At 49.5% G+C, this 23586-nt stretch carries 30 protein-coding genes; 23 read left to right on the top strand and 7 right to left on the bottom strand.

Translation table 11 applies throughout. The features are described from left to right. Positions 1-143: 143 nt before the first annotated feature. Together UC14_RS14080 and UC14_RS14075 are read right to left on the bottom strand one after the other, a co-directional pair. Entirely contained in the window at positions 144-914 is a 771-nt protein-coding gene (locus UC14_RS14080) for an ABC transporter permease (RefSeq protein ID WP_013576952.1), read from the bottom strand. After that, the gene (locus tag UC14_RS14075) at positions 914-1837 is read right to left on the bottom strand and encodes an ABC transporter ATP-binding protein (protein WP_013576953.1); all 924 of its coding nucleotides are present in this window, start codon (positions 1835-1837) and stop codon (positions 914-916) included. Before UC14_RS14075 ends, UC14_RS14080 begins: the two co-directional genes overlap by 1 nt. Positions 1838-1972: 135 nt before the next feature. On the opposite strand from UC14_RS14075, the gene can reads away from it, so the two are divergent. Beyond that, a complete protein-coding gene (can, locus tag UC14_RS14070; protein ID WP_013576954.1) occupies positions 1973-2629 on the top strand; it encodes a carbonate dehydratase in 657 nt (218 codons plus the stop codon). Positions 2630-2777: 148 nt separating this feature from the next. Here the strand turns inward: can and UC14_RS14065 are convergent, their stop codons facing one another. Both UC14_RS14065 and UC14_RS14060 read right to left on the bottom strand, forming a co-directional pair. Continuing rightward, on the bottom strand, positions 2778-3785 hold the full coding sequence (locus UC14_RS14065; protein ID WP_112197920.1) for a tyrosine-type recombinase/integrase: 1008 nt from the start codon (positions 3783-3785) through the stop codon (positions 2778-2780). A 75-nt stretch (positions 3786-3860) separates the two neighbouring features. Beyond that, positions 3861-4160, bottom strand: a complete 300-nt coding sequence (locus tag UC14_RS14060; RefSeq protein WP_015690410.1) for a helix-turn-helix transcriptional regulator — start codon at positions 4158-4160, stop codon at positions 3861-3863. A 120-nt stretch (positions 4161-4280) separates the two neighbouring features. On the opposite strand from UC14_RS14060, the gene UC14_RS14055 reads away from it, so the two are divergent. From UC14_RS14055 to UC14_RS14005, 11 genes are all read left to right on the top strand, one after another. Further along, positions 4281-4553 (top strand): Cox family DNA-binding protein, encoded by a 273-nt coding sequence (locus UC14_RS14055; protein ID WP_015690411.1) that lies wholly within the window; start codon positions 4281-4283, stop codon positions 4551-4553. A 10-nt stretch (positions 4554-4563) separates the two neighbouring features. Then, entirely contained in the window at positions 4564-4728 is a 165-nt protein-coding gene (locus UC14_RS14050) for a phage filamentation protein Fil family protein (protein ID WP_015690412.1), read from the top strand. 7 nt (positions 4729-4735) lie between these two features. Then, on the top strand, positions 4736-5062 hold the full coding sequence (locus tag UC14_RS14045) for a hypothetical protein (protein ID WP_232829689.1): 327 nt from the start codon (positions 4736-4738) through the stop codon (positions 5060-5062). A 66-nt stretch (positions 5063-5128) separates the two neighbouring features. After that, complete coding sequence (locus UC14_RS14040; RefSeq protein WP_112150949.1) at positions 5129-5311, top strand: DUF2732 family protein; 183 nt, start codon at positions 5129-5131, stop codon at positions 5309-5311. Continuing rightward, complete coding sequence (locus UC14_RS14035; protein ID WP_112197919.1) at positions 5311-5535, top strand: TraR/DksA family transcriptional regulator; 225 nt, start codon at positions 5311-5313, stop codon at positions 5533-5535. Before UC14_RS14040 ends, UC14_RS14035 begins: the two co-directional genes overlap by 1 nt. A gap of 79 nt (positions 5536-5614) precedes the next feature. Beyond that, positions 5615-7864, top strand: a complete 2250-nt coding sequence (locus UC14_RS14030; protein WP_112197918.1) for a replication endonuclease — start codon at positions 5615-5617, stop codon at positions 7862-7864. A gap of 507 nt (positions 7865-8371) precedes the next feature. Continuing rightward, positions 8372-9817, top strand: a complete 1446-nt coding sequence (locus UC14_RS14025; protein ID WP_112197917.1) for an SIR2 family protein — start codon at positions 8372-8374, stop codon at positions 9815-9817. A gap of 2 nt (positions 9818-9819) precedes the next feature. Continuing rightward, positions 9820-10287: a TIR domain-containing protein gene (locus tag UC14_RS14020; protein ID WP_112197916.1), complete on the top strand. Its 468-nt coding sequence runs from the start codon at positions 9820-9822 to the stop codon at positions 10285-10287. A 655-nt stretch (positions 10288-10942) separates the two neighbouring features. Continuing rightward, positions 10943-11614 (top strand): TIR domain-containing protein, encoded by a 672-nt coding sequence (locus tag UC14_RS14015; RefSeq protein ID WP_112197915.1) that lies wholly within the window; start codon positions 10943-10945, stop codon positions 11612-11614. A gap of 110 nt (positions 11615-11724) precedes the next feature. Continuing rightward, positions 11725-12945 carry a toll/interleukin-1 receptor domain-containing protein gene (locus UC14_RS14010; protein ID WP_112197914.1) on the top strand — a complete coding sequence of 407 codons (1221 nt, stop codon included), beginning with the start codon at positions 11725-11727 and terminating at the stop codon, positions 12943-12945. Further along, positions 12942-13736: a hypothetical protein gene (locus UC14_RS14005; RefSeq protein WP_112197913.1), complete on the top strand. Its 795-nt coding sequence runs from the start codon at positions 12942-12944 to the stop codon at positions 13734-13736. The genes UC14_RS14010 and UC14_RS14005 overlap by 4 nt, the downstream gene beginning before the upstream one ends. Positions 13737-14171: 435 nt before the next feature. Here the strand turns inward: UC14_RS14005 and UC14_RS14000 are convergent, their stop codons facing one another. Together UC14_RS14000 and UC14_RS13995 are read right to left on the bottom strand one after the other, a co-directional pair. Further along, on the bottom strand, positions 14172-15203 hold the full coding sequence (locus UC14_RS14000; RefSeq protein WP_112197912.1) for a phage portal protein: 1032 nt from the start codon (positions 15201-15203) through the stop codon (positions 14172-14174). A 2-nt stretch (positions 15204-15205) separates the two neighbouring features. Beyond that, positions 15206-16972, bottom strand: a complete 1767-nt coding sequence (locus UC14_RS13995; protein ID WP_112197924.1) for a terminase ATPase subunit family protein — start codon at positions 16970-16972, stop codon at positions 15206-15208. Between the two features lie 144 nt (positions 16973-17116). On the opposite strand from UC14_RS13995, the gene UC14_RS13990 reads away from it, so the two are divergent. The 11 genes from UC14_RS13990 (at position 17117) to UC14_RS13940 (ending at position 22652) form a co-directional block, all read left to right on the top strand. Continuing rightward, on the top strand, positions 17117-17968 hold the full coding sequence (locus UC14_RS13990; RefSeq protein WP_112197911.1) for a GPO family capsid scaffolding protein: 852 nt from the start codon (positions 17117-17119) through the stop codon (positions 17966-17968). A gap of 46 nt (positions 17969-18014) precedes the next feature. Continuing rightward, complete coding sequence (locus UC14_RS13985; protein ID WP_112197910.1) at positions 18015-19079, top strand: phage major capsid protein, P2 family; 1065 nt, start codon at positions 18015-18017, stop codon at positions 19077-19079. A gap of 12 nt (positions 19080-19091) precedes the next feature. Next, positions 19092-19748: a phage terminase small subunit gene (gene gpM, locus UC14_RS13980; RefSeq protein WP_112197909.1), complete on the top strand. Its 657-nt coding sequence runs from the start codon at positions 19092-19094 to the stop codon at positions 19746-19748. A 95-nt stretch (positions 19749-19843) separates the two neighbouring features. Further along, entirely contained in the window at positions 19844-20314 is a 471-nt protein-coding gene (locus UC14_RS13975) for a head completion/stabilization protein (RefSeq protein ID WP_112197908.1), read from the top strand. Next, a complete protein-coding gene (locus UC14_RS13970; protein ID WP_112197907.1) occupies positions 20314-20517 on the top strand; it encodes a tail protein X in 204 nt (67 codons plus the stop codon). Before UC14_RS13975 ends, UC14_RS13970 begins: the two co-directional genes overlap by 1 nt. Before the next feature lie 5 nt (positions 20518-20522). Continuing rightward, entirely contained in the window at positions 20523-20732 is a 210-nt protein-coding gene (locus UC14_RS13965) for a holin (protein WP_112197923.1), read from the top strand. Beyond that, complete coding sequence (locus UC14_RS13960; protein ID WP_112197906.1) at positions 20713-21222, top strand: lysozyme; 510 nt, start codon at positions 20713-20715, stop codon at positions 21220-21222. Before UC14_RS13965 ends, UC14_RS13960 begins: the two co-directional genes overlap by 20 nt. Beyond that, a complete protein-coding gene (gene lysB, locus UC14_RS13955; protein ID WP_112197905.1) occupies positions 21222-21647 on the top strand; it encodes an Rz-like lysis system protein LysB in 426 nt (141 codons plus the stop codon). The genes UC14_RS13960 and lysB overlap by 1 nt, the downstream gene beginning before the upstream one ends. Next, on the top strand, positions 21541-21780 hold the full coding sequence (lysC, locus tag UC14_RS27110; RefSeq protein WP_232829688.1) for an Rz1-like lysis system protein LysC: 240 nt from the start codon (positions 21541-21543) through the stop codon (positions 21778-21780). The genes lysB and lysC overlap by 107 nt, the downstream gene beginning before the upstream one ends. Continuing rightward, positions 21743-22210, top strand: coding sequence for a phage tail protein (locus tag UC14_RS13945; protein ID WP_112197904.1), 468 nt, complete (start codon positions 21743-21745; stop codon positions 22208-22210). The genes lysC and UC14_RS13945 overlap by 38 nt, the downstream gene beginning before the upstream one ends. After that, positions 22203-22652 carry a phage virion morphogenesis protein gene (locus tag UC14_RS13940; RefSeq protein ID WP_112197903.1) on the top strand — a complete coding sequence of 150 codons (450 nt, stop codon included), beginning with the start codon at positions 22203-22205 and terminating at the stop codon, positions 22650-22652. The genes UC14_RS13945 and UC14_RS13940 overlap by 8 nt, the downstream gene beginning before the upstream one ends. A 4-nt stretch (positions 22653-22656) precedes the next feature. Here the strand turns inward: UC14_RS13940 and UC14_RS13935 are convergent, their stop codons facing one another. Next, entirely contained in the window at positions 22657-23508 is an 852-nt protein-coding gene (locus UC14_RS13935; RefSeq protein WP_112197902.1) for a CBS domain-containing protein, read from the bottom strand. Positions 23509-23586 lie beyond the last annotated feature (78 nt).

Below are 23586 nucleotides of genomic sequence, written 5' to 3'. Positions count from 1 at the left end.
AAAAAGCCTTCCCCTGCGAAGGGGAAGGATGGGAGGGGGTTTTAAATACAAAGCAATGAGTTAAAGCACACTTTGAATTTAGTTTTTGACCTTGATACCCCACCCCAGCCCCTCCCCTTCGCAGGGGAGGGAGCACAGAAAAATCAACTTCTCAGACCACGCCCGCGCTCGATCAAGTACCACGCCAGCCAATAAAACACCGCGATAAATGCCACCAGCACGCTCATGGTAAACACCAGCGGCACGTCTGAAATCCCCAGGAAACCGTAGCGGAAACCGCTGATCATGTAGACGATCGGGTTCAGCTTAGAGATCGCCTGCCAGATTGGCGGCAACAGGGAAAGCGAGTAAAACACGCCACCCAGATAAGTCAGCGGGGTCAGCACAAAGGTCGGGATCAGGCTGATGTCATCAAACGTTGTTGCAAACACGGCGTTCAGCAGACCGCCCAGAGAAAACAGGATCGCGGTCAGTAACAGTGTCAGCGCAATGATCCACCAGGAATGGATCACCAGCGGCACGAAGAACAACGAGATCGCCGTGACCAGGATCCCCACGCAGATCCCGCGCGCCACGCCGCCGCCGACATAACCGGCAATAACGACATGCGTCGGCACCGGAGCCACCAGCAGTTCTTCAATATTGCGCTGGAATTTGGCGCTGAAGAACGACGAGGCCACGTTGGCGTAGGAGTTAGTGATCACCGCCATCATGATAAGCCCCGGCACGATAAACTGCATGTAGGTGAAACCGTGCATGTTGCCAATCTGTGCGCCGATCAGATTACCAAAGATGATGAAATATAAGGTCATGGTGATGACCGGAGGAACCAGCGTTTGGATCCAGATGCGACCAAACCGGTTGATCTCTTTCAGCCAGATACTTTTGAGTGCCACCCAATACAATTGCGACATTATTTCTTTTCCTCGCTGCCGTTCACCAGCGTGACAAACAGCTCTTCCAGACGGTTCGCCTTGTTACGCATACTCAATACCTGCACGCCCTGCTTGCTCAGCTGGCTGAACAGGGAATTCAGTCCCTGCTCGCGCATGACTTCCACTTCCAGCGTTGACGTATCCGTCAGCTTACTGCGATAACCTTCCAGCACCGGCAGCGGGCTTTTCGCCCCTAAATCCAGAATGAAAGTTTCAGATTTCAGCTTCGAGAGCAGTTCCTTCATGCTGGTGTTTTCCACCAACTGACCGCCCTGAATAATACCGATGTTACGGCACAGCATTTCCGCTTCTTCCAGATAGTGCGTGGTCAGAATGATGGTCGTGCCCTGTGCGTTCAGCTCTTTCAGGAAACCCCACATTGAGCGACGTAATTCGATATCCACACCCGCCGTTGGCTCATCGAGGATCAGCAATTTTGGCTCGTGCATCAGCGCACGGGCGATCATCAGACGACGCTTCATCCCGCCGGACAGCATGCGCGAACGCTCGTTGCGTTTGCCCCAGAGATCCAACTGCGTCAGATATTTTTCAGCACGTTGCAATGCCAGCGGACGTGGCACGCCGTAATAACCGGCCTGATTAACCACCACCTGCATGACGGTTTCAAACGGGTTGAAGTTAAATTCCTGCGGCACCAGCCCGAGCTGACGTTTAGCGTTGACGATATCTTTATCGATGTCATAGCCAAACACCTGCACTTTGCCGGCGGTTTTGTTGACCAGTGAACTGATGATGCCAATGGTGGTGGATTTACCCGCACCGTTTGGCCCAAGCAGGGCATAAAAATCGCCAGCTTCGACGCGCAGATCGATTCCACGCAAAGCCTGTACACCACCGGCGTAAGTTTTGGTTAACTTTTCCAGTTCCAATGCATAATTCATAAAGGGAGCGTACCTTCTTGTGAAAACCCTGTTGTAAGAATGAGTAAACGGAGATGCCGAATCAGTTTGAAAAGTCGGGGCATTGCCCTATATTACTCCATCGCAGTCAGCTCGTAACACAGGCTATTAACATCAATGAATGACATAGAAAGACTCATCAGTAATAACGCAGCCTGGTCCAAAACCATGATTGATGAAGATCCTGGTTTCTTTGAGCGGCTTTCCCAATCTCAAAAACCCCGCTTTCTGTGGATTGGCTGTTCTGACAGCCGTGTTCCCGCCGAGCGCCTGACAGGGCTTGAGCCAGGCGAACTGTTCGTTCACCGTAACGTTGCCAACCTGGTCATCCACACCGACCTTAACTGCCTGTCCGTTGTGCAATATGCTATCGACGTGCTGGAAGTCGAACACGTGATTATCTGCGGTCACTACGGCTGTGGCGGTGTGCAGTCGGCGGTTGAAAACCCTGAACTGGGTTTGATTAATAACTGGTTGTTGCATATCCGGGACATCTGGTACAAACACAGTTCCCTGCTGGGCGAACTGTCGCCAGAGAAGCGCCTCGATAAGTTATGTGAACTGAACGTGGTAGAGCAAGTTTACAACCTCGGCCACTCCACCGTGATGCAATCGGCCTGGAAACGCGGCCAGAAAGTCACGCTGCACGGCTGGGTTTACGGCATTCTGGACGGACGTCTGCGCAACCTCGAAGTTGACGCCACCAGCCGCGAAACACTGGAACAGCGCTACCGTCAGGGCGTCTCCGCCTTGCTGAACGGCGACCCGCAATAACAAGCCGCCCTACTCTACAGAAATTCAAAAAACAAAAGGCACAAAAATGTGCCTTTTTTATCATTTATTTTTCCTGTACTTACAACGCGATCACCATAAATCAATGAGTTATATGTGGTGTAAGCAGCTACAAGCCCTACAAAGATGCTTAGGTGTGGACACTATGTGGACACTCCAGCCCCGCTTTTCCCCTCAGTGGATTGAAGGAAATCGCGTCCTGCAGGAAGTCCGGAGCGAAGTGAGCATAGACCATTGTTTGGTTAATATTCGCGTGTCCGAGAATTCTTTGCAGGGTGATTATGTTCCCGCCGTTCATCATGAAATGTGTCGCAAACGTATGTCGCAGCACATGCAATGATTGCCCTTTCGGTAAGTCTGGCTTCACCGATTTCAATAGCAGCCGGAAGGTCAAATAATCAGCACCAGGAAAAAGTAATCCAGACTTCTGATTTTTGACTGCCTTACATACCTCGTCTGAGATCGGGACTGTTCTGGGTCTGCCGTTTTTGGTATTGAGAAAAGTCACTCGGTTATTAATGACGTTCTCAACCTTCAAACTGCTTATTTCTCCCCAACGGCCTCCTGTACTCAAGCTCAGGATCGCAATCCTCTTATTGTCCCCTTCCAAAACAGACAGCAACTTCTCAATTTCATCAGCAGACATAAAAGTCATGGATGATAGCTGCCCTTTTAGCAACGTTACGCCATGCAACGGATTTTCAGCGTGGAATAAACCTGCTTCATTCAGGTAAGTAAACAGACCACTCAGCAACATCAAATTGCGGTTTACCGTCGTTGCCTTAACGCCCTTCGCCAATCTCAAAGACTTAAATTTTGTAATAGCCAGGCTGTCAATTTGGAAAGAACACGGGTCATCCATCAGGTTGCAGATGAATTCCAGTTTGGCTTTGTCGAGCTTGCCGTGTTTCACGTTCTGCCCGTGATAGAGCCACCACAGTTCTATCAACTCGGATAACGGCCGCTTGTCTGCTGGTTTAGATAGCCATTCTTTGTCGTGATAATTCACCGCTACATATTTTTCGTAGGCGGCTGCTTCATGTTTCTTGTCGAACCTACGCCGGAAGCGCTTTCCGTTGCGCCCCTGCGGTCTGATGTCCACTTCATAACGACCATCATCGAGCTTCTTAATCGACATATTGAAGCCCTCCGGAATCGTGGGTACTGCAAAGACTCTGTGATTCTATAAAACGTAAAAAGTCGAAATGTAACGTTAACCAGTCTTTTTGTCGGAGTGGGACGACGTTGTTTCGCCCTGCCCAAAGTGTGCGAGAACCGGCGCGATCTGTCCGGCTTCAGGGGAAATTTGATCAGTCATGAACCACATTGTGTATTTTGTGAACTTTGGGTGAGCCAAAATTTTCATAGTCACATCCGTCGGCGGCACGGATCTGCCACTCTCGTAGTAGGTCAAAGAGCTATATGGAACGCCTGTCAACTCAGCGAATTGCCTCCGGTTAATCCTCTCAGATTCCCTCATGAGCCCTATCTTCTCAGCTATTGAGCTTGACATGTTTTCAAGATCCTCTAATAATTAGATGTAAACGTTATTTTGATTCAACATAATCTAAACATCTGTAAGCGTCGCTAAGCGGCTATAAGCAGTTGTCGAGATCTCGAGAAAGGTTAGCAGATGAGCAAACAAATCGTAAGTGTGTCGGATGCCCTTCCCTACACAGAATTTGCCAAGGCAATCGGCAAAACACCTGTTGCTGTTAAGTCGATGATCGAGGCGGGAAAGCTGCCCATCATTGAAATGCGCAACCCAGAGAATCCAACCGCACGCGGTGAAACTTGGGTATACCTGCCTGCCTGGAACGCAGGTATGAAGCTAGCGTTTGAAAAACGCCCAAGAGAGATCCGCGACGGCTGGCTGATGTGGTTGGGCTTGGGCGAGCCACGTTAAGGAGGGGAAAATGGTTATCTCAATTGCACCACTACTGAAAAGACAAAGCCCTTCCCGCAGTTTTGGACACGGCTGGATTGAACTACCAGGTGGCAAACGATGGAATCCAGCTAAACCGCAAATGTGTTCAACCGTTTCGAGCCGGAAGCCCTTCTACAAACGCTTATTTGGTTGAGGTGTCTATGCAATCGCAAACATTGAGCTATTCGGAAAATATCCCGAAGGAAAAAAGAGAGGCCTGTTTTCAGCATATTATCGGGATCCGAAAAATGCTGACCAGCCAGAAAAATATTGCGCAGGAAACGTTTGATGAAAGTACGCCTACCATGCGCAAATTGATCTGCTTTCATGCTGGGTTGAAGAGTCGCCATATTAATATGCGTTTCTTTGAATTGGCACACAGTGAAAGAATAAAGGTCATTGAAGCACTTAACTCACTCATTGAGTTTGGCAACGCGCTTCCGGCCTTTATTAGTGAAACCGACTCAGTTCTCAACATAGAACATTAATACATCTGAAATTTAATTGGCGTTCAACCCGCCGGGCATTCTTTTGCCCAAAAACAGGATTGGATAATGGAAGAAATCATAAATGAAGCCCGTTCTGACGAACGTTTAAATCGTGCAGCCGTATTCGCTGCACGTCTTGAGGCTATCGCATGTTTCATCGTCAAGCAGGCAATGACCGGCACTGAAGCCGCCGAAGCTTTACGCGTTGAGGCTACCCGCATCCAAAACGAAGCGGGAGAATTTCATTAATGGCTGATGTTATTGACGCTGCCCAAGAACGAGCGGAGCTGATCTTAGAGTCACAAATTCAAGCTGCCCGCATAAGCACTACGGGCGTTTCCTCCATGTATTGCCTCGACTGTGACCGCCCTATTCCTGAAGAACGCCGCGCAGCTCTGCCTGGCGTTGAGCTGTGTGTCTATTGCAAGGAAATCAGTGAGCTAAACGCTAAGCATTACCGAGAGAGTAAATGATTTTGCTCTCAATGGCATTGCTCATTCTGGCTGGCATCAATGCTGGCTATCTGATCATTGATATCAAAGACGGTATGTAATGCAGAATAGTCGCTTTACTCCTTCGACTGGAACGCCCGATGTTTGGGCGTTCCCCTGGAATAAACCCCTCGCCCCAATCGTCCCCCAAGAAAGGCCGAGACCGCTTACCCGTGATGAATACGATCAGGGGCAAGCTGTTTTAATCAAAGTAAAAACCCTCTCGAAAGACCTGCAAGAAATTTTCACTGGCCGCCATAAGTACCTGCTCAAAACTCAGGGCATCCACGCGGCTAATAAATATCTGGTTTATACCCTTGGGCGCAGCATTCTGCCGCGTGTCGATGCAGTTAATAAAGCCCATGCAATGAATATCAATGCTTCCATGAAATTCATCTCCGAGGCCGATGTTTATCACCAGTTACCAGGCATGAGCGACAAACCACTACGTCGTTTCACACAGAATATTGCAGGACAATTGAAGGCCATTTATGAAGACCGTTGTGATCAACTATTGGCTGAAAATGGTGGAGATTACGCAGTACTTCTTCAGTCTGATACGCAGTGCGCGCTGTATCGTGATATTGCAGGAATGTCGCGAGCCTTCAACGTTAGCCCGATGTATTGGACAAAATTCAGTAAAGGCAAACTGGATGCAACGTCTGCCATCGCTGGCATGTCACGTCTGGTCAATCCTGACTGGTGGTTAAGTCAGTTGAAAGGCCAGCGTACCCGCTGGCGTGAGTCTTTACTTATTGCAATCGGCAAGGTTAACCGTGACGCCTCCCCCTATGCCAGTAAGCAGGCTATCCGTGAAGTTCGCTCCCGCCGTCTGTCGAATCTGGATTATCTAAAAAGCCGTGACCTGGAGAATGTCGAAACCGGTGAACGCATCAGTCTGATCGACAAAGTGATGGCGAGTATTTCAAATCCTGAAATCCGCCGCATGGAGCTGATGAGCACTATTGCCGGCACCGAAAAATATGCTGCCGCGAATGGTGACGTCGGGATGTTTCTGACAATCACCACCCCTTCTAAATTTCATCCGACCCGCATGGTTGGTAAAGGTGATAACAAGCGCGTTCAGCGAAATCATTCCTGGGACAAAGAGGCCTACACGCCGAAAGATGCACAGCGTTATCTTTGCGGGATCTGGAGCAAAATGCGCACCGCGTTCAAAGACAGTGGCCTGTCCGTTTATGGGATGCGCGTAGTAGAGCCTCACCACGACGCGACCCCGCACTGGCACATGATGTTATTCACAAAGCCCGCCATGCGTCAGCGGGTGATCGATATCATGCGCAAATACGCCATGAAAGAAGACGGTGACGAACGCGGCGCAGCTAAAAACCGTTTTGACTGTAAACACCTGAACCGTGGCGGCGCGGCTGGCTACATCGCCAAATACATTGCAAAGAACATCGACGGTTACGCACTGGAAGGCGAACGCGACCACGAGACTGGCGAGTTGCTGACAGACTCCGCTGCCGCCGTTACTGCCTGGGCTGCTACCTGGCGTATTCCGCAGTTTCACCCAATCGGCCTACCTACCATGGGTTCCTACCGTGAGTGCCGCCGCATCCGTTCCATCAGTCTGACGGAAACCTTTGACGAAGAAGTCGAAGCCGTTCGAGCTGCTGCTGATATCGGTGACTTTATGGCGTACATGACTGCACAAGGCGGAGCTAATGTACCGCGTGAAGATCAGACGGTGCGCGTAGCACGTCGCGTTGCTAATGAACTGAATGCCTACGATGAAGAGGTGAAAAAGGTTGTGGGAATTTTCGCGCCCCACTTGGGCGAATCTCATGTATATGAAACGCGTACCACTCAATGGCGGATCGTTGCTTCTGCCGTTGCCCCTGAGGTTTTGACCGCAAAAAGCGCCTCCGGCGCGCCTCGGAGTCCTGTCAATAACTGTGGGTTAGGTGGAAAGAAAGCCGCCGCAAATGGGCGAGATAGCCAGGCTGGGAGCGTCGCTACAGCGTTTATTTCTGCCAACCAAATGGTAATTGACTGGGCCGACACTGCCGCCATGAAGGCTATTGTGGCACGTATACGCGAGGAAACGCCGAGAGTCAGCAGTGCACAGCGCAGTTTCGATCCGACAAAAGGCCGTGATGTTGCCCCATCGGCAAGATTGACGGGAGAAGAACGGGCGCGATTGCCGGAAATCGAAAGCGAATTGATGAAACACAACATAACGGCTGATCGCTGGGAATTGGAAGCGCTGAGCCGTGGAGCGGAAATCAGCTTTGGTAATCTGGTTATGAGTTTTGAACCGATGCTGGATTGGGCTGAGTTTGAATGATGTGTATTAGTTCAGACTTGATCCGAGGTAAAACATCATCAAATCTGACAGTCTGGATTGAGCGGCTCTGGCCTTCAAATGGATAAGGATCATTTACCGCTGCTGGAAGACCAGAACCCAGTACGATGAAGCGAAGTATTTGCTGGCTCTTGAAGCGCGACACTCGCCCTTACTGAAGCCATAAAAAGCTTGTCGAATGTCTCAGGGCGTGAAGCGGACGTTGATACTTATCTACCAGCAATGAAAAATGGCTAGGAAAAAAGTCGTTTTCCACCACCTATCTGATCATTGCACTTGAAAACAACACCCAAAAAACTTACATAATATGTGGGTATAGATGCATGCAGTAGCTATCACCTATCTAGATAGGTATTGATCCTAGTCGTAACGAATCCATTTGGAAGCCATAGCACTGCGTATAAATGGTGTTATCGAATGTCTAGTGTTCGTTTGGGGTGCTAAGTAGCCATGTCAGATGGTTGTCTTTTAACAGGGTCGTTTAAAAATATGAGTGTTCAGTTTTCAGCTGAAGTCGAAGCTTTCATCAGAACTTATGTGAAGGATCTCGAAGAAGGGGCCGCTGCCGTTTTTGCCGGTGCGGGCCTATCTAGAACTAGCGGCTTCGTTAATTGGAGCGAGCTGCTACGTGAAATCGCAGAGGAACTGGGTCTATCTGTTGAGCTAGAGCACGACTTAATTTCTGTTGCGCAATACCATGTCAACAAGAAGAACAGCTCAACCGGTCTAGCAAGAAAAATTCTGGAGGAATTTTCGGAGCAGGCGGAACCGTCCGAAGCCCATAAAATCCTCGCACGGCTTCCAATCAGAACATATTGGACAACCAACTATGACACTTTGATCGAGGACAGTCTCAAAGAGAACTACCGCGTCGCAGATATCAAGCGTAAGACCGATGACCTTGTCACCACTCGTCCTAAACGAGACGCTGTCGTTTACAAAATGCACGGTGATGTGGATTCGCCAGGGGCAGCAGTACTCTACAAAGCGCAGTATGAGCAGTACTACAAGACCCACGAGGGTTTTGTAACTGCATTGAGTGGAGACCTGATTTCCAAAACATTCTTATTCATTGGCTTTAGCTTCACTGATCCCAATCTTGATTACATATTGAGTCGTTTGCATGTACCGGACAAGCATCGACGCACTCATTACTGCTTCCTTCGCAAGGAGACTGCTAGGCAGCAAGGCAAGGAAGACGAAGCCAGCGCAATGTATAGGCAGCGTCGGCAAGAGCATCATATTCGCGATTTGCTCCGGTTTGGCATTCAGGCAGTGCTGGTCGACGAGTACGAGGATATTCCGGTCATATTGAAGGAGATTGAGAGCCGCTTCCTCAAGAAGACCATTTTTATCTCCGGAAGCGCAGAAGAGTACGGAGCTTGGGACAAGCAGGAAGCATTGAACTTTGTACACTCCCTCTCGGCATCCTTGGTGAAGGCCGGCTATCGAGTTGTCAATGGGTTTGGATGGGGTATTGGCAGTGCCGTCATCAACGGAGCTCTTGATGCCATCTATGCCAAGCCTGAAAAGTACTCCGAGGATCAACTCATCATGCGACCATTCCCACAGCATCCATCAAACGGCAAAGAGTTGGCCGAATTGTGGGATGAGTATCGGCAACGCATGATCGGTCTTTCTGGTATCGCTTTGTTTATTTTCGGGAACAAGCTCCATGATGGCCAAATCATCAATGCCGATGGGGTGCGTAAGGAGTTTCAAATTGCTCAGGATTCTGGGGTGGCCGTGCTCCCGCTTGGCATCACTGGTTATATGGCCAAGGAACTGGCAGACGAGATATTGGCGGATCCAGGTAAAAATTTTGCTCAGTATCCTTGGTTGGAAACTGAAGTAGCTCAGCTTGCAGACCTCTCTACTGACCGGGCAAAGATCGAAAAGAAGGTTCTAACAATTTTAAAGAAACTTGGAGGTTAGATATGAAACGTAAGGTCTTTTACAGCTTTCACTTTGATAACGATGTTATGCGGGTACAGCAGATTCGAAACATGGGGTTACTGGAGGGTGACGAACCTGTCAGTCCTAATACTTGGGAACAAATTAAGCGAACCGAACAGGGAGTGAAGGATTGGATTAACCAGAATCTAAACGGTAAATCCTGTCTAGTAGTACTGATCGGCAGTCAAACGGCCAATCGTCCATGGGTCAAGTACGAGATCCAGAGAGCTTGGGAAGAGGGTAAGCCCGTGGTAGGTGTTTATATCCATCGACTGAATTGTCCCCGTCACGGCTACGGGACAAAGGGGGCGAATCCTTTCGACCAAATGACCTTCAAGCGAGGCGACAAAGTCATTAAGCCGCTTGTATATGAACCAAGCTTTAATGACGCTTATACCGATATCAAGAACAACTTGGCGACTTGGATAGAAAACGCCATCAAACAATAATCAATAACGGGGGGCCTGATCTGCTCCCCGTTAATTAACCAATATTGACATTAGTGACGTCCGCTTTTCACACAGTCTGGGCACAGAGCTGCCTGTCATATCCGCTTTGGCTCTGTGCCGTAGTTGTGTGAGGTCAAGTCTGAGCTAATACAAATGATGTGTATCGAGCGCGGTCGTATGGCTGAGCCCTGCATGCATTATGCGCATGGTTTTGCATGCTACCTAGAGGATCAAAAAACACCTGATCGCCCCTTTCACCTTACTTTGCGGCGATCTTAGTCATGCATTAAAAACGGTGAGTTAAGTCAGAAGCGGGCAGGCGGGTAACATTGCGCGCGCAGAGGTGCAGCGCGGTGAAAATGGCGCAGCCTGCGGCGCGCTGAGGCAATCAGCTCTGACAGTCAGTTTAAGAAGCTGGCAACACGATTTCACAAACTGCGAGAAAACTTGGACTATCAATACTGATTAGTTAAAACTCAAGGCAAAAAATTTGTAAGGCATGTACATGGGCAAAGTATCCAAAAGACAAAAGCAATTTTTTCGCTTACTATCCACATGTAGTGGTTGCTAGCTAAGGGTAAATCTACCCATCAGATTTATGTCAGTCTTTCTTCTGTATCTCGACATGGGGTACATATATTGAGAGGATTTAAATATGGGTCGTAAAATATTCGTTACATATAAGTATGCAGACGATAAAGTTCTCATGATCAATAACGAAAAAACAACAGTACGCACGTATGTAGATGCGCTTCAAGATTTGTTAAAAGATAAAGAAAATATTAATAAAGGAGAAGTAGATGACGCCGATTTAAGCCAGTTCAAAGATGACACCATTCAAACTAAATTAGGTGAGAAAATATTTGACAGTTCACTGACTATCATTATGGTATCTAAGGAAATGATTGATAATTCTATTTCAGAATCTGACCAGTGGATACCATGGGAAATATCTTATTCACTAAGAAAGAAACATCTAAATGATAGGACGTCTTTACCTAATGCACTTCTCGCGATAGTTCTACCTGATGAGTCTGGGTATTACAATTATTATATTGTTGATGACTCCTGCCCGCATTGTAAGTGCAGGACATTAAAAACAAATAATTTATTTGATATCATGAAAGCGAATATGTTTAATATAAAAAAACCTGAATACACTGGATGCATACATCATGCTGAAAGTTCAAAGGTATACTCAGGGAATTCTTCATATATTTACTCAGTAAAATGGTGCGACTTCATTTCTAATCCTGAATTTTATATAGAAAAATCTTTAAAAATCGGTAGTAACATTAATGATTATAACATTAAAAAAACAACTTAATACTTTAAGCATTTACAGTGAAAGAGAAATTATGGGTGCTGATGAGTAATATTAATTTAACTCATTGGTAGTAATAATATCTGGTTGTTCACACAGCATAGGCAAGAAATATGATCGTAATTTTGCATAATATAACTTGTAAAGTAGTGGCTGAAAAAATTAAAATTAACATGCTCAAGGAATTTAAGAACCATGTATCGGTAGAGTTAATGTTAGATTCAAATAAAAATACATGGCCAGGTGATGAAGAATGGAATGATTTATTAATTACTCTTTATGATGAAAACTCATTCTCTGACCAGGCTGATGAATTTGTCAATGATTTTTTAAATAAGCGAACAGATACGGCATTGATACTTCCCGTAGCCCTAAATATTGCCTACCCTGTTCCACCTAAAGCTCTTTCTAAATTTAAAGCATTACCATTTGATGAGGCTGATATTAACAGTTCACAAAAGAGCCTTATTTATCGTGCTGGTGCCATGTTAGGATTACGCCTTCAAGGAAGAGATACCAAAATATTTATTTCGTACAGGGCTTTAGATGGTAAAGACTTGGCTTGTAGTATTTATAAACACCTATTAGATTTGGGGCATAAACCTTGGCTTGATGAAGCTAAAGAGGTCGATGGATATACGAAAATTTTGCCGGGTGAAAAGGTTCAAGAAGAAATTGAAAAGGCTTTGGATAATGCAAGCCTATTACTTCTTATTGATACACCAGAATCATCGACTTCTAAATGGATTAAGCAAGAGATTAATATTGCTGATGGAATGTTAATACCTATTCTTCCAGTTGTATTTAGGCCACAATCTGATTCAACAAAAGGACCACGCTTCCGAACATTGTTAAGTTTACAGCGATGGCTTGAAATGCCTATCACTGATAATCCAAGTAAGACAGCGTTGTCATCGGCAGATCTTGATAAAATCACTTTAGAATTAGAAACATATTTATGCGATATATTCGTCAGGAAATGCCGCGTTCCTTTTCTGGTAAAACAAAATTTCATTTCTGCCGGTTATGATTGGAATGCATTAGATCAAGCACTTTCAATATACAAGTCACAACAGCAATATACTCCAAGAATAATCACAACAGTTCATAGCCACTGTTCAATTTATTCAAAAATTTATCCCCCATCATTCAGCCGTTTCAAGGAGTTTCTGGTTAATCAACCCCGCGCTAACCATTCCCTCTTCATTTATGATGGCGAGTTGTTAGCAGATGATGATCTTGCTGAATGGCTTGATAATGAGATGATAGTTTTACATCATCAGGAGATATCTGCACTCTTAGCATCTAACTTCACTAAATTGGGGGACTCATGAGTATAACCTCAACTATCAAAAGTAAACTTAATGTATCACTTGATGGCTTGGCTGTTGGTCTATCAGGGGCTATTCCAGAACGAGAAAAGTGGTCCGAGCCTGCTATGGATCGCGGAATCCTCGAGTTTGTAGCACTGTTTAGTGGATTAATATTTAAGTATGGAGGCCGTGTAATCCATGGTAGCCACCCCAGCTTTACCCCAATAATTCTAAGGCAGGCGCGTTTGCACGCTATCAAAGCGAGCACACCTCCAATCACCTTGGTAATGTCCGATTTATGGTTTTCCGGTTATACCCATGAAGAAATCCAAGCGATGAGAGATATTGCCGAAATAATAGTTACGAAAAAAATTGGCAAGGGAGATGTATCTAATTTGGAAGTTAGAAACAAAAGTTTAACCGCCATGAGAAATGTTTTGATTGCATCACAAAACTTAATGGTTTCTGTTGGCGGTAAGATGCATGATAGAGATGGCATAATTCCAGGTGTTGCTGAGGAAATGAATCTTGCGCTGCGGCACAAAATACCACGTTATTTGATTGGAGGTTTAGGTGGTTATGCGAAAGAAATGTCAAAAGAATTAACTCCCAGATCGCTCAATAACAGTTTGTCTCTGGAGGAAAATATAGAACTTTTTGGCACAAATGATGTGTCCTCATGCGTCCATATTATTTTCGAAAATCTATGCAAAAAATATTGGGCCGATCATGAGTTCGATGTACCTGCCACTAATGATTTTGATGTAAAACATTTGATACTAAAAATCATCCCTCAATTAACAGATGGTTGATTTTGGATGGTGCTATGATAATACATTAAACATTATTGCCTGGATCAGTCAGGACAATTGAACATAACACAAGGCTCAATACGTTGGGCTTTGTCAATTAAACTCCACATTTTAAATACTCTCACTCTAGGCATACATAATGCGAATTTATTAGTTTTCAAATATAGATCTTGTATGTCACGCAACCAAAAAAAACAATGCACGATATTAATTAGAATGAAAATTGAAAAATAATATGGGTATTAACAGCGTGCATGGGAAATTATAAATTATCACCACATAAAAAATTCAATTCCCATAATAAGTGTGTAACGTCCTCTCTTCGCTCTTCGCCGGCTTTCGTAAGTAGCTGCACCTTGCTACATAAGACTGTTAGCTCATGTCTGAGCGACGATGAACAATAATTAACGCCCCGCATTACATGACTTTGCCGTTTTAATCTGGCGTAAGCTCGTAAGAAGTGAACTTGATCACCTCCTCCCCAAACCACGCATTCAATTCTTTAAACCGCTCCTGCAACGGTGTCAGCTCATTTCTTACAAATACCTGCGACGCCTTTACCGAATCCCCAAACCCACCGCTGTTCTCCGGAATAATGCCCATCATCTGAGGCGGCACACGGTGCGCGCACAGCAAATCGTTCTGGCTGGCTTTCTTAATATTAAAGAAATCGTCCTTGGTCGCAACTTCACTCAGCGGCAAAATCTTGATCCCATCCGGTTTGCCGTTGGGTGCGTACATAAACAGATTGCGGAAGTTGCCCAGCCCTTTTGTGTCCCGCATCGCTTTACGCATCTGATCGATGTCAGAGCTGCTTTGTGCCGCATCCGTCATATACAGAATGTATCCGGCGTGCGCGCCGTTCTGGTAATACTTCCGGCGGAACAGCGTCGCAGCCTCATTCAGCCAGGCAGAGTTCAGAGCGCTGAGATATTCCGGCAGGCCGTACAGCTCCTGATTAATGTCTGGCTCAATCAGGTGGAACACACTGCCTGCTTCAAACTGATGCGCGTCCTTCCACTGCTGCACAAACCAGTAAGTATCTGGCTCAACCCCTCGGCGGGCATATTTTGCAGGCACGGTTTTCATCACCACGGCATCGCCGAGCTGGTTGCGGATCACTTCTAAGAACGCATTCCCGAACACCAGGTAATCCAGGGCAAACCGGCTGAACTCCTGCTGTGATAGCAACGGGTGCGGGACATAGGTCGAGGCCAGAATATTACGCTTAACGTACAGCGAAGAACTGTGGTGAACCGCAGCGCGCAGCGTGCGAGCCAGTCCGTCAAAGCTGACCGGCGGCTCATACCACTGACCGTTACCCGAGCATTCGATGTAATCCAGGATTTCACGGCGGTCTAACACCGGCGTTGGGTCGCCAAAGCTGAACGCTTCTGCCCCGCCGGTCTGCTGGGCGGCTGCTGTGACTGTTGTCTGTGACGCCTTGCGGAATTTGCGCTTACTCATAGTTAATAAAACTCCAGGATGTTAGGGCTTTGGCCACCGTTCGCGGCGGTCAGCGGTTCGTTAAGCAGTGCGTGCATGATTGCCCAGGCGACATCAGCGTGGCTGGCTTCCTCGCTGCGGCTGGCCTCATAGGTGGAGCGGCTGCCGCTGGCGGTCATGGTTTTGCGGATCGCCATGAATGACGAGGTGATGTCTTTGTGGTTGGTGTCGTATTCCAGGCGTCCGGACGTGATGGTGTCTTTCGCTTTCAGTACCATTTTCGTTTTTGTTTCCGGGCTGTAGCGGATTTCCATCGCGGCGGGGAAGAACTGCCGGACAAGCTGGAAAACACCCTGGCCGATGCCGGTGGCGTCCACGCCGATGTATTCGACACAGTACCGTTTTGTTAACGCCTCAATGCTTTTTGCCTGGGCGGCAAAGTCCATGCCTTTCCACTGGTGGCGTTCCAATACGCGGAATTTGCCGCCGTCCACCAGCGGCGGAGCCACCACGGCACAGCCTGCGCTGTCGCCGGTGTGTGACGGGTCGTAACCAATCCAAACGGCGCGATAGCCAAACGGACGCACGGCGAACGGGCTGAAATCCTGCCATTCCTCCGCGCTTTCCACCATGCAGCGCTGCAGCTCGGCGAACGGGAATACCGACGTCTGGTCGTCAACAAACTCACACATAAACAGGTTGCGGAAGTCTTCCGCGCTGTTTTCCTGTTTCAGCGTGTCGATGTTGAACAGGTTGCAGCCCCCGGCTAACGCATCCTCAATGGTGACGATTTGCCGCCACTGCCCGTCCTCACAAAGCCGCCCTTTTGCCAGGGCGTGATGCCCGATATCCAGCTCAATCCGGTCGTTCGGGTTTTCCCGGCCCTTGTTAAATAGTTCACCCGACCAGAACGGGTACGCGCCGTGCGTCAGCGCTGACGGCGTGGAGAAATAGGTGGTGCGCAGATGTTCCTGGGACGCCATGCCGCTGGCGACCTTGCGCAGCTTCTGGAAGTTGGGGATCCAAAAGATTTCGTCCACGTACAGGTCGCCGTTATGGCTTTGGGCGGTGTTGGAGTTGGTGCCTAAGAAAATCAGCTTCGCGCCGTTGTTGCCGAGCACAATCGGGTCGCCGGTCAGTTCAACACCGGCCAGGCGCGCAAACTGAATGATGTACTCACGGAATACGTAAGCCTGCGTTTTACTGGCGGAGAGAAAAATCTGGTTATGGCCGGTTGCCAGGGCGCGCAGCAGAGCTTCGCGGGCAAAGAAGAACGTCGCGCCGATTTGTCGCGATTTCAGGATGTCGCGGATACGGTGCTTAAGCCCCGCGTCGTACCAGATACGCTGATAAGGGAAACACTTCTCGAAGAAAATTTGCTCCAGCGCCGCCAGTGACTCCTCGCTGAAAAAGTTCTTAGTCGGCTTCTTGCGGTCGCCCTTGTTCCGGTTGGCAACGTTCGGATTTAAATCCACCTCATTCCTGCTCTGACCGTAGCGATTCACCCTCGCCAGGCGTTCCATTAACCGGCCTAACGCCTCCATTTCCTTGTAATCCGCATTCCCTTTAACGTCTTTGGTGGTGAGCTGAATCAGGCGCGCTTCCAGGCTGGATTCCACGCGGGCAATGGGCGCGACGTTGTCCCAGGCGTTGCGTGTTTTCCAGCTCTGCACCGTCGGTAACTTTTGGTTCAGCATCTCCGCAATCTGACGCACAGAAAACCCCTGCCAGTAAAGCAGTGCCGCCTGTCGCCGTGGGTCGCTGATGATGGGTGATTTTGTCATTTTCATGACTGCCACGTTAACGGGCGGCACGCTGATTTTCCTGCTGCCCACGTTGTGCCATCAAGCATCAACCCGCATCGGCTGGCGGTGTCGGACATCTGTCGGGAAACTTGGATTTCTCAGAAGCACACACCGACTGGAGTCAGACACATGGCAACAAAAGCAAAGCGTTTTCGCATCTGTACCGAAGGGGCAACCACCGACGGCCGCGAAATTACCCGCGACTGGATTGAACAGATGGCGGCGACCTATGACCCGAAGGTCTACGGCGCACGCATCAACATGGAGCACATTAAGGGCTATTTCCCTGACAGTGCATTTCGCATGTACGGCGATGTCACCGGCGTTTACGCCGAAGAAGTGGCTGATGGTGCCCTTAAAGGCAAGCTGGCATTGTATGCGGATATCGACCCGACGCCTGATTTAGTGTCGATGGTGAAAGCCCGTCAGAAGGTTTACACCTCCATCGAAGTGAACCCCTCGTTTTCCGATACCGGCAAAGCCTACCTGATCGGCCTGGCCGTGACCGACAGCCCCGCCAGCCTCGGCACCGAGTACCTGCAATTCAGCGCGAAGGCGCAACAAAACCCGCTGGCGAGCCGTAAGCAAAGTGCGGACAACCTCTTTACCGCCGCCGAAGAAACGGCGTTTGAGTTTGAGGAAGAAAAACCGGCGTCGCCGTCGCTGTTCTCCCGCGTGAAACAACTGCTGTCCAGCAAATCCACTTCGGATGATGCCCGTTTTAAAGACGTGCATGACGCCGTTGAGGTGGTGGTGGAACACGTCGAAACCGGCCTGCAAGCCACTGATGAAAAGCTGTCCGCGCTGCAAACCTCACTGACGGAACGCCTCAACACGCTGGAACAAACCGCGAAAGATGACCGCGAACAGTTCAGCACGCTTAAAGACAAGCTGGAGAAATCCGCCCCGCAGAACTACACGCAGCGCCCTGTTTCCAGCGGCGGCGGCAAGGGTGATGCAGCCCATTTCACCGACTGCTAAGCACTGCGCTCGCGATTAACCCGTTAACCAATTTGGAAAAAAACGCATGAAACAAACAACCCGCTTTCAATTTAACGCCTACCTGTCCCGCATTGCCGAGCTGAACTCGGTGGACACCGGCGACCTGGATAAAAAATTCAGCGTGGAGCCGTCGGTGACGCAGACGCTGATGACCCGCGTACAGGAATCTTCCGCCTTCCTGCAGATGATTAACATCATTCCGGTGGATGAAATGAAGGGTGAAAAGGTCGGCGTCGGCGTGTCCGGCTCTATTGCCAGCACCGCAGACACCAGCGGCACCGGTGAACGTCAGACGGCTGATTTTAATACCCTGACCGCTGAGGGTTATGAGTGCCGCCAGACGAACTACGATTTCCATTTCCGCTACGCCACGCTCGATCTCTGGGCACGCTATCAGGATTTCCAGGCGCGTTTACGTGACGCCATCGTGAAACGCCAGGCGCTGGACCGTATCACCATCGGTTTTAACGGTGTTGAGCGTGCGGCAACGTCAAACCGCACCAAAAACCCGCTGTTGCAGGACGTGAACGTGGGCTGGCTGCAAAAGTACCGCAACAATGCGCCGGAGCGCGTGATGAGCAAAATTCTCGGAGATGATGATGCCGTGATTTCCGCGACCGTGCGCGTCGGTGCCGGGGGCGACTTTGAGAACCTCGACGCGCTGGTGATGGATGCCACCAACAATATGGTTGACCCGATTTATCAGGATGATACCGGACTGGTGGTGATCTGCGGCCGTCAACTGCTGGCAGACAAGTATTTCCCGCTGGTGAACAAGGCTCAGGAGAACTCGGAAAGCCTGGCGGCAGATATGATTATCAGCCAGAAACGCATCGGTAACTTACCGGCGGTGCGTGTACCTGGCTTCCCCGCCAATGCCTTCATGATCACCCGCCTGGATAACCTGTCCATCTACTGGCAGGACGGAACGCACCGCCGTCACATTGAGGAAGTGCCAAAGCGTGACCGTATCGAAAACTACGAATCTATTAATGAGGATTTCGTGGTGGAAGATTACCGCGGCGGCTGCCTGGTCGAAAACATCCAGCTCGGCACCTTCAAAACCACCGCGCCTGAATCAGCGGAATAAAGGGGGGACATCATGATTAGCCCTTGCCGTCGTCACATGTTGCGACAGTCCGCCATCATCGCCGCACAGCAGGCCGCCGGTCAGCTGACCCATGCCACCGGCTACGAACTGCAAATGCAGCGACTCAATGCGGATAAGCAGGAATTAAGCAAGCATCAGTCCTTCCAGGCCAAAGCGGAAGTCAAGCGCCGCCTGCTGCCGGAATACGCCCCGTGGGTGTCGGGCGTACTCGCCGAAGGGAACGGCGCACAGGATGCCATCCTGATGACCGTGATGATATGGCGTATTGACGCCGGTGATATCGCCGGTGCGCTGAACATTGCCCGCTACGCCTTTAAGCACCGGCTCGCGATGCCGTTCGGCACCCGCACAGCGGGCTGTGCCTTCACGGAGGAAGTGATCGGCCAGGCCGCCCGTGCCCGCACTGCCGGTGAGGCGGTCAGCATTGAGCTGATGCTGGAGGTGCTGGAGCTGACTGACAGTGAGGATATGCCCGATAAAGTCCGTGCGCAGTTGCACAAGATTATCGGCTATCTCTACCGCGACGGCGGCAAGGACACGTTAGCCCTGGAGCGTCTGAAAAGTGCCCTCATTCTCGACGGCAAATCAGGCGTAAAAAAAGACATTGAGCGCCTGGAGTCTGCCATTAAAAAGGCATCCGGCAGCTAAAAAGCATGCGCCCCGCGCAGGGCGGCACGCCAGCCGAGACCGGTCTTTGACCTTGTTCGACGCTGGCGTCCACCGCCCCCCATTCAGAGGTCATTATGTCTCTTGTTGTACCTGCACCGAAACCGGACGCCGCGACGGAACCCGCGATTAAAAACACCCATTTTTGGCCTGATGTGGATCCGGTTGAGCTGCGCGACACGCTGCGGCTGGAGGGCACCGTCACGGCGAAAAGGCTGCGCACCGCCGCAAAGTTTGCCATGACCGAAGTGAACGCCGAGCTGTTCAGCTTTCGCGATGCGCAGATTGCCCAGGGATTTAATCGCCTGGCGGATGTCCCTGCCGATCAGATTGATGACGAAAGCGTGAAGGTTTGCGCCTATCAGCGCGCCGTGGCGTCTATTGCCGCAGCCTTCCTGGCGGAGCGTTACCCGAATAACGACACCACGGACAAGGGCAGCCAAAAAGCCGAAATCGTGGAAAGCACCGTAGATGATTTATGGCGTGACGGCCGCAACGCGATCAGCGATGTCGCCGGTGTGTCGCACTGCATCATCGGGCTGCTCTGATGAAAGTCATTGCCGAACAGGGCGACACCGTAGATTCGCTTTGCTGGCGGTACTACGGGCGCACAGAGTCGGTCGTTGAACACGTTTACGCGGCTAACGTTGGCTTAGCCGCACAGGGGGCAATTTTGCCCCATGGCTACGCGGTGGAGCTGCCGGACATAAGCCTGCCCGCAGTCAGTGAAACCGTCTCACTTTGGGACTGATGACCATGGAGCGCATCACCTCGTTTATTTGTTATTGCATCGCCGTCTTTCTGGCCTGGCTGGGTGGGATGTCTTATCAGGATATTGCTTTTTTAGTCGGTGCCGCCGTCGGCGTCGCGACCTTCCTGGTGAACTGGTACTACCGGCGCAAAACGTACCGACTGCTGAAAGCTATAGGCGTCAGAGGAGACATTAATGCCGCCATCAATCGTTAGACGCTGCGCCGTCGCCGCTGTACTTGCGATTGCCGCGCTGCTGCCGCAAACGCCGACGTTGAAAACCTCCGCCGCCGGTCTGGCACTGATTGCCGACTTTGAAGGTTGCCGCCTGTCGGCCTACCAGTGCAGCGCGGGCGTCTGGACAAACGGTATCGGGCACACGGCGGGCGTGAGGCCGCAGACCCAAATCAGCGAACGTCAGGCCGCCGTGAATCTGGTGGAAGACGTGATGCGGGTGGAGAAAGGCATTGCTCGCTGTATGCCGATCACCATGCCGCAACCGGTGTATGACGCCGTGGTGTCGTTTGCGTTTAACGTCGGCGTGACGGCGGCCTGCAAGTCCACGCTGGCGTTTTTCATCAACAAAGGGAAGTGGCGGGACGCCTGCGAACAGTTACCGCGCTGGGTGTTTGTAAACGGCGAGCGCGTCACCGGCCTGGAACGCCGCCGCGTGAATGAGCTGGCCTACTGCCTGCGGGGAGTCTGATGCGCATTTTAATTTTGTTGCTGCTGGCAGCCTGCGCCCTGGCGGGGCTGCAAACCTGGCGTATCGGTGGCCTGCATGATGAAGCCGACCAGGCACAGCGCATTATTGGCACGCTGTCCGCCGGTATTGAAAGCCGCGACAACGCCATTCACCGCCTGAACGACGAGGCCGTAACGCGGGAACGGCAGGAGCAAAGCCTGCGCGCACAGCTCTCACAAGCGGGGCAGTTAGCGCGGGATCGTGAAATTCACCTTCAAAGGTTACTCAATGAAAATCAGGAAATGCGCGATTGGTATGCTGCTGCTCTGCCTGACGGTATTGGCCGGATGCACGCACGTCCCGCCTTTGCCAGCGCCGCAGATTATTTACGTTGGCTGTCCGGCGGTAACCAGTTGCCCGATACCGGCAAGCGCACCGGTCACTAACGGCGATTTAAGCAGTGATGTCAGAAACCTGGAGGCCGTGCTGACAGCCTGCGGCCTCCAGGTGGAAGCGGTCAAACAATGCCAGGAGGAACACCGTGTTAAAACCCGCACAGCTACGAAAAGCGTTAACTGACGCGGTGCCGCTGCTACAAACCAGCCCCGACACCCTGCGGATGTTTGTGGATAATGGCCGCATCGTTTCCACGTTAGCCAGTTCGCTGTCGTTTGAATACCAGTATCAGACAGAACTGCTGATCACCAACTTTGCCCAGGACTGCGATCTGATTATTGTCCCGATCCTGGCGTGGCTGCGTGAGAACCAGCCGGACATCATGGCGACGCCGGAAAAGCAGCAGACCGGCTTTAAATTTAAGGCCGATATGCTGGATGATGGTTCCTACGATATCGCGATTGATGTACAGCTCACCGAGCGCGTGATCGTCAAACAGGTTGAAGCCAGTCTGTACGTGGAGCATTTTCCGGAACCGCCGCTGCCGGAGCCGGTGGAAAGGCCGAGTGAACTGTATCTGCACGGTGAATTAGTGAGTCAGTGGCATGAGTGAGCTGTCAGCGTTTGATACCTGTCTCGCCGGGCTGATTGCCGCGCTGTCCCCGCAGAGCCGTAAGGCGATGGCGGCCACCATTGCGAAGCGTCTGCGCAAACATCAGCAGCAGCGCATTAAGCAGCAGGTCACGCCGGAGGGGCACCCCTTCACGCCGCGCCGCCCGCAGCCTCTAAGAGCAAAGAAAGGCCGCATCAAGCGGGAAATGTTCGCCAAACTGCGCACGGCAAAATACATGAAAGCCAAAGGCACCGCTGACGATGCCGTGGTGGAATTCACCAGTCAGGTGCAGCGTATGGCAAAAGTGCATCAGTACGGGCTGCGGGATCGCCCGTCCGTCCGTGCAAAAGAAATGCTGTATCCGGCACGCCCGCTGTTAGGGTTGGATGCGGAGGATATGAAGATTGTGGAGGATGAATTGATTAAATTTTTAACTGGATAACTAATCAATTTTTTGCGAGTTCAAGAACTGCATCATCAGAGCGAATTAGAAAATACTCGCAAAAATTTAATGCATCACTCATTATTTCAATATTAGAGCCATCCAAAATGGAATTTTGTGCGTGTGCAATGTTATTCCTAATTGATTCTATAGACTCCATTGATTTTTTAAATTTCTTTTTCGAACAACCAAAAAAATCGATGAATTTTTGGTTGTTCAACAATATGTTCTTTTTATCACATATCTGAAGGCATTCTTTTATAGTTAACTGTTGATTCATTCCATTCTCACGCCTTTTGGCAAAAACGCCCTCTAAGATTTTAAGCCTTCCTTTACTCAGAACACTTTGCCATGAATCGTCAGGGAAATAATGTTTTATCCAATAAGATAAATGCATTTCAAACAATGAAATCAGGCCAAATATATATATTCTTACTGGCGGCTTGTTTAGATCAGCCTTAGATAGAATACCCACGACTTTATCAATGTAATTTACATATACAAAATCATTATTTTTTAAAACATTGAAAATTTCAAATAACGGTGTCGAATCTGAAATTATACGATCGCGCTTAATCTCAATAAGATAATCTTTGACCTGACCGTCAATTAATGAATTAGTCATAACGAAGCCAATAATATTCTCCTGAGCATCAACAACACCAGCACTATCAAAATCCCTTTCTGTTAGAGCTTGCCTAGCATCAGAGGCATTACTCTGTGCTGAACAAGAAACTAAAGCTTCATAAATTACTTGCGCGGTAATCTTATCGGTAAATATTTTTTTGAAATCAAGAAAACCTGTTCCTTTTCTTCTTTCACCGGTGCTTTTAGAAACCCAAAGGTCTTGTCCCATTTGATTAAACCCTTTATTTATGCAAATTAAATTCTATATAAATCAGCATGATAACAAATATAACACATCAAAGACTCT

This window comes from Rahnella sp. NRRL B-41462 (assembly GCF_003263525.1).
GTDB classification, from domain to species: Bacteria; Pseudomonadota; Gammaproteobacteria; order Enterobacterales; family Enterobacteriaceae; genus Rahnella; species Rahnella aceris.
The sequence above is the reverse complement of the archived record's forward strand: the minus strand, read 5'-3'. Positions and strand labels throughout refer to the sequence as shown.